General features: G+C 70.1%; 6 protein-coding genes. 3 read left to right on the top strand and 3 right to left on the bottom strand.

From position 1 onward, the window contains the following. Positions 1–47: 47 nt before the first annotated feature. The 3 genes from ACFQ7F_RS45095 to ACFQ7F_RS45105 all read right to left on the bottom strand — a co-directional run bounded on the left by ACFQ7F_RS45095 (position 48) and on the right by ACFQ7F_RS45105 (position 2,185). Positions 48–458: a DUF3040 domain-containing protein gene (locus ACFQ7F_RS45095; protein WP_383285357.1), complete on the bottom strand. Its 411-nt coding sequence runs from the start codon at positions 456–458 to the stop codon at positions 48–50. A gap of 274 nt (positions 459–732) precedes the next feature. Then, entirely contained in the window at positions 733–1,509 is a 777-nt protein-coding gene (locus ACFQ7F_RS45100) for a class I SAM-dependent methyltransferase (RefSeq protein ID WP_383285360.1), read from the bottom strand. Between the two features lie 127 nt (positions 1,510–1,636). Then, complete coding sequence (locus tag ACFQ7F_RS45105) at positions 1,637–2,185, bottom strand: SAV_6107 family HEPN domain-containing protein (RefSeq protein WP_383285363.1); 549 nt, start codon at positions 2,183–2,185, stop codon at positions 1,637–1,639. A gap of 161 nt (positions 2,186–2,346) precedes the next feature. On the opposite strand from ACFQ7F_RS45105, the gene ACFQ7F_RS45110 reads away from it, so the two are divergent. The 3 genes from ACFQ7F_RS45110 to ACFQ7F_RS45120 are packed head-to-tail and all read left to right on the top strand — an operon-like array spanning position 2,347 to position 5,877. Next, entirely contained in the window at positions 2,347–3,153 is an 807-nt protein-coding gene (locus ACFQ7F_RS45110) for an ATP-binding cassette domain-containing protein (RefSeq protein ID WP_383285365.1), read from the top strand. Next, entirely contained in the window at positions 3,125–5,209 is a 2,085-nt protein-coding gene (locus ACFQ7F_RS45115) for a YhgE/Pip family protein (RefSeq protein WP_383285368.1), read from the top strand. The genes ACFQ7F_RS45110 and ACFQ7F_RS45115 overlap by 29 nt, the downstream gene beginning before the upstream one ends. Before the next feature lie 50 nt (positions 5,210–5,259). Beyond that, positions 5,260–5,877, top strand: coding sequence for a TetR/AcrR family transcriptional regulator (locus ACFQ7F_RS45120; RefSeq protein WP_383285372.1), 618 nt, complete (start codon positions 5,260–5,262; stop codon positions 5,875–5,877). Positions 5,878–5,972 lie beyond the last annotated feature (95 nt).

A 5,972-nucleotide genomic window follows, 5' to 3' on the forward strand; every position in this document is an offset into this window, starting at 1 on the left:
GACTGACGCCGGCGTGCTGCTGAAAGCTAAAAGTGAAAGCTAAAAAATCACTGGCCCTGTTCGTCGCGGCGGCGCTGCCAACGCTGTTCGATCCGGTCCATCATCGACTTCCGCTGCCTGGTCTGCCGACGGGCCGGGGCGCTGCCCGGTGCCGTGGGCGTACCGGCTGCCGGCTGTTCACCCGGCTTCGGCGCTTTGCGCCATCCGGTGACGGCGAGCACCGCACATCCCAGCATGACGAGGAATCCCACCACGCTCACCCAAATCTGCTGGGCGACCATTCCGGCCATGAGAAGGGCGATTCCCACAAGGAAGCCCGCGACCGCTTGGTAGACCCGTCGCCGGGTGTACGTACGCAGCCCGCTTCCCTCGAGCGCTGTCGCGAACTTGGGATCTTCGGCGTACAGCGCTCGCTCCATCTGCTCGAGCATGCGCTGCTCGTGCTCCGAGAGCGGCACGGAGTCCTCCTCATTGTGCAGTCGCCGGGGGCGACCGGGGGTCCCCTTCAGGATAGGCAGGGAATCGCCCCCGTGAAACCCGCCCCTCTGCGCCAACTTCGCCAAACCGGACCACCCTGCCGCTCCGGCTCACTGAAATGAACATTCCCCAGCGGCCAGCCCGGCATGCCGGACGGTCTGCCTCGATCATACGGCGCCCATAGCCCGTTCGGGGGGTATGTGCCCTACTCCATGTGCGGCTGCGTCGCTGATCAGGGGGCAGCCGGGGCGAACGTCAGCCCTCGTCGGCATCCCGGGTCTCGCCGAGCACATGCAACTGGGTGGCCACGGAGTGGAACGCGGCGACCTCGGCGGCGGCCGCCTCCAGCTTGAGGAGGGCCTCCAGGGCACCGGGTTCGGTGTCCACGAGGACGCCCGGGACCAGGTCGGCGAAGACCCGCACTCCGTGCACCGCGTCGACCCTGACGCCCGCGCCCTCGACAAGATCGGTCAGCTGATCGGTGGTGAAGCGCCTGGGCACGGGGTCGGCGTCGCCCCAGCGTCCCGCCGGGTCGCCGAGTGCCTGCCTGGCCTCGGTGAAGTGCCCGGCGAGCGCCCTGGCGAGCACGGCTCCGCCAAGACCGGCGGCGAGCAGGCTGAGGGTGCCGGAGGGTCGCAGCGCGCTGACCGCGTTGCGCACGCCCTCGGCGGGGTCGTCCACGTACTCCAGGACTCCGTGGCACAGGACGGCGTCGAACCCGGCGCGCTCCACGACGTCGAAGAGGCCGTGCACGTCGCCCTGGACACCGCGCACCCGGTCGGCGACGCCCGCCTCTGCGGCCCGGCGCTCGAGCGCGAAGAGGGCGTTCGGGCTGGGGTCGACGACGGTGACGCGGTGGCCCAGGCGGGCGACGGGCACGGCGAAGTTGCCGCTGCCGCCTCCGGTGTCAAGGACGTCGAGGGAGTGCGTCTCCTGGCCCGTGGCCTTGACCCGGCGGTCGAGAGCGTCCTTGAGGACCTCCCAGACCACGGCGGTACGGAGAGAAGCGCGGGGGCGCATCGGGTCCGACACGGCAGTTGACTCCTCGGCGCGTCCACCGCACGTCCGCGGCGGAGCTAGGGGGTTCCCTCCGCCTGCGCTCGCGGCAGACAGGAGGGTGCGGGCGCTCCCACCCTATTGCCTTCGGCCGACTGCCCCGTCACCCCTCTCGGCTCGCGTCCGGCCGCTCCTGCGACGGCTCCTGCCTGGGCTGGGGCAGCACGGGCTGCAGCACGAGCATCCGCTCGACGAGGCGTAAGAACATCGCCACGTCACGCAGCAGGTCGTCCGCGTCGCGGATGGTGGCCGCACCCTGTATGCCCGCTTCCGCGCGGGCCCTGCGCGCCGCGCCGGAGGCGAACAGGGCGCTCCACTCGGTCAGTTCGGGTGCTATCTCGGGGAGCACTTCCCAGGCGCTCCGGATCCGCTGCCTGCGTCGCGGGGTCAACTCTGGTCGGCCGCGGGCGGCGAGGACGGCCGCCGCGGTGCGCAGGGCCGCGAGGTGCGCCGTGGCATAGCGCTCGTTCGAGGTCTCCAGGTGCTCGGCCTCGTCGATGCCGGCGCGGGCCTGGGCGAGCAGTTCGAGTGCGGCGGGCGGGGCGGTGGCCCGGCGCAGGACGGGGTGGACGTCGGCCGCGGGGCCGGTCGTCACAGGGGCAGGGCCGACGGGGCGGTGCCGACGTGCGGCTGCTGCGGAAGTGCTGGCCATGACGAACCTCCTGTCGTCGCGTAACGGCTATGTGGCCGTATGTGCACATCGTGTAGTACGCCACTGACAATCGGCCCTGACCTGCGACTTTGCCCCGATCGCGGGTTCGCGTTAGTTTTTGCACTGACCAGTCAGTTCAAAAGAAGACGCGAGGGGGAAGTGTGGACGGGCCGAACGACGGGGCGCGGGGAGCCGCCGTCACAGCGCGGGGGTTCGGGCTCAAGGGGCCACGGGGCTGGGCGTTCCGTGAGGTCGATGTCGAGGCGGAGCCCGGAGCACTGATCGCGGTCGAGGGGCCTTCGGGGTCGGGCCGGACCTGTCTGCTGCTCGCGCTCACCGGGCGGATGCGCCCCACCGAGGGCGAGGCCTCCGTAGGGGGATTCCGGCTGCCCAAGCAGCTCGCGGCGGTGCGCCGGATCAGCGCGCTCGGTCCCGTGCCCGGCGTGACGGATCTCGATCCGGCGCTGACCGTCGCCGAGCATCTGCGCGAACGGGCGCTCCTGGAGCGGCGGTTCGGCGGTTCGCTGCGCGGTCTGCTGAGGCCGCGCGCCGAGCGGGCGGCCGAGGCGCGGCTGCGGATCGACACCGCTCTGGCCGCCGCCGGGCTCGACATGGAGTCGCTGCCCAAGGGACGGCGGACCTCCGTGCGCGATCTGGAGCGCCTTGAGGCACTGCGGCTCTCGGTGGCCCTGGCGCTGATCGGGCGGCCCAGGCTCCTTGGCGTCGACGACGTCGACCTCAAGCTGTCGGACGCCGAACGGGACGAGGCCTGGGCACTGTTGAGGTCCCTCACACAGAGCGGCACCACCGTCGTCGCCGTGTGCAACGAGGCACCCGAGGACGCGGTCGCCGTGTCCACGGACCGAAAGACCACCGGGTCCGCGTCGGAAGACCGGAACGACGACGACAACCGGAACAACGACGACAAGGAGACGGCCGATGCGCGCGCCGAAGCTGGCCTCGCTTGAGCTCAGGCGTTTCGGCAGGGGGAAGCTGCCGCGCGCCGCGCTGGTCGCGCTCCTGCTGCTGCCCCTGCTGTACGGCGCGCTGTACCTGTGCTCGTTCTGGGACCCGTACGGCCGTCTCGACCGCATACCCGTGGCGCTCGTCAACGACGACAAGGGAGCCACGGCCGCGGGCAAGAAGCTCGCGGTGGGCGACGGGATCGTCGACGGGCTCGAGGACAGCAAGACCTTCGACTGGCACGAGGTGAGTTCCGCCGAGGCGCGCAAGGGCGTCGAGGACGGGACGTACTACCTGTCCCTGACGATGCCGTCCGACTTCAGCAAGCGCGTCGCGTCGAGTTCGGGGGACTCTCCGGAGACGGGCGCTCTGCGGGTCCGTACGAACGACGCCAACAACTACATCGTCGGGCAGATCTCCCGGACGGTCTTCTCCGAGGTGCGCACGGCGGCCTCCACCAAGGCGTCGCGCTCCTTCCTCGACAAGATCTTCGTCTCGTTCTCCGACATCCACGGGAAGACCGAGAAGGCCGCCAAGGGTGCCGACAAGCTCGACAGCGGCATCGGTGAGGCCAAGAAGGGCTCGAAGAAGCTCGTGACCGGCCTGGACGACGCCAAGGACGGCAGCAGCGACCTGGCCGGGGGCATCAAGAAGCTCGACAAGGGCGCCGGCGACCTCGAGAGCGGTTCGAAGAAGGTCTCGGACGGCACTCAGAAGCTGGCCGACAAGGTCAACGGCACCGCGGACGAGGTGCGTCCCTTCCTCAAGGACAACGGCAAGACCATCGGGGACACGGCCCAGCTCGTCGCCGACTCCTCCAAGGCCCTGCGGAACCACCTGAACACCTGGGTCAAGCTCGCGCCCGTGGCGGCCGACGGCGCCAAGAAGGGGTCCGAGACCATCGGCGACTTCTACACGGAGCGCTGCGTGGACCTCCCGGTGCCCGACCCGGCCTGTCCGAAGATCAAGGAGGCCAAGACCGCCGCGGAGAACGTGTCGACCATCGCGGACGACATGAACACCGTGGTCAAGGACCAGAACAGCGACGTCAAGAAGCTCAAGAAGCACCTGACCACGCTGCAGAAGAAGTCCCAGGACCTGGCCGAACGCGCACCGCGCCTGGACGAGGACCTGGACAAGGCCGTCACCCAGATCAACGACCTCAACACGGGCGCGGGGAAGGTCACCAAGGGCGCCGCGAAGCTGCACACCGGCCTCGGCACCGCCAAGACCGGCGCCACGGACCTCGACACGGGCGTCGGCAAGCTCCAGACGGGCGCGAGCGACCTCAAGGGCGGCATGTTCAAGCTGGCCGACGGCTCCGAGAAGCTGTCCGGCGGGCTGCACGACGGCGTCAAGAAGATCCCCGACTACGACAAGAACGACCGCGACCAGCGCACCGACGTCATGGCCGACCCGGTACAGCTCGCCTCCCAGTCGATGCACAAGGCGCCCAACTACGGCACGGGCTTCGCCCCGTACTTCATCCCGCTGTCCCTGTGGGTCGGCGCGATGGTGGCGTACATGCTGATCCAGCCGCTCAACCGGCGCGCGCTCGCCGCGGGCGCCTCCGCCTGGCGGATCGCGTTCGCGGGCTGGCTGCCGGTCGCCGCACTCGGCGTGCTCCAGACGGCGGCCCTGATGTCGGTACTGCACTGGGGGCTCGGTCTGCAGATGGCGCGGGCTGCCGGGACGGTGGGCTTCCTCTGTCTGGTGACGTGCTGCTTCGCGGCGATCGTGCAGTGGCTGAACGCACGCTTCGGGGCGGCCGGGCGGATCCTCGTCCTCGCGTTCCTGATGCTCCAGCTGACCTCGGCGGGCGGCACGTACCCCGTCCAGACGAGTCCGTCCTTCTTCGGCGCGATCCACCCCTTCTTGCCGATGAGTTACGTCGTCGACGCCCTGCGCAGGCTCATCACGGGCGGCGGACTCGGCCCCGTATGGCAGGCATGCGTGGTCCTCACGGCCTTCACCGCGGGCGCCCTCGCGCTCACCGCGCTCTCCGCGCACCGCAAGCAGGTGTGGACCCTGGACCGTCTGCACCCGGAGCTGAGCCTGTGAGACCCGCGACCGAGCCTGTGCGGGCGGCAAGACCTGTGAGAATCGGGCCCATGGACAGCAGCGCAACCAGCACCCGGCGTGAGGCCACCCGGCAGAAGCTCTACGAGGCGGCCGTCACCCTCATCGCGGAGCAGGGCTTCTCGGCCACGACGGTCGACGAGATCGCCGAGCGGGCCGGGGTCGCGAAAGGGACGGTCTACTACAACTTCGCGAGCAAGTCGGTCCTCTTCGAAGAGCTGCTGCGGCACGGCGTCGGCCTGCTCACCGCCTCCTTGAAGGAGGCGGCCGAGAAGGTGGCGGGGAGCGGCGGCAGGCAGGTCGACGCGCTTGACGCGATGATCCGGGCGGGCCTCGTCTTCATCGACCGCTACCCGGCCTTCACCCAGCTGTACGTCGCCGAGCTGTGGCGCACCAACCGTGCCTGGCAGTCCACCCTGATGGTGGTCAGGCAGCAGGCGGTGGCCGTCGTCGAGGACGTCCTGCGCGCAGGCGTCGAGAACGGCGAGCTCAGCGAGGAGATCGACATCCCTCTGACGGCCGCCGCGCTCGTCGGGATGGTCCTGGTGGCGGCGCTCGACTGGCAGGCCTTCCAGCCGGAGCGCTCGCTCGACGACGTGCACTCGGCGCTCTCGCGACTGCTGCAGGGCCGGGTGAGCGGCGAGCGCTGAGCCGTCCCGAAGCCGCGCACATCGCGCACGTCGCGCAGCCGTGAACGAGAGAAGCGCCGGTCCGATGCCACCTGATCTCCAGGTGACATTCGGAC

Source organism: Streptomyces sp. NPDC056486 (genome assembly GCF_042795295.1).
Taxonomy (GTDB): Bacteria; Actinomycetota; Actinomycetes; order Streptomycetales; family Streptomycetaceae; genus Streptomyces.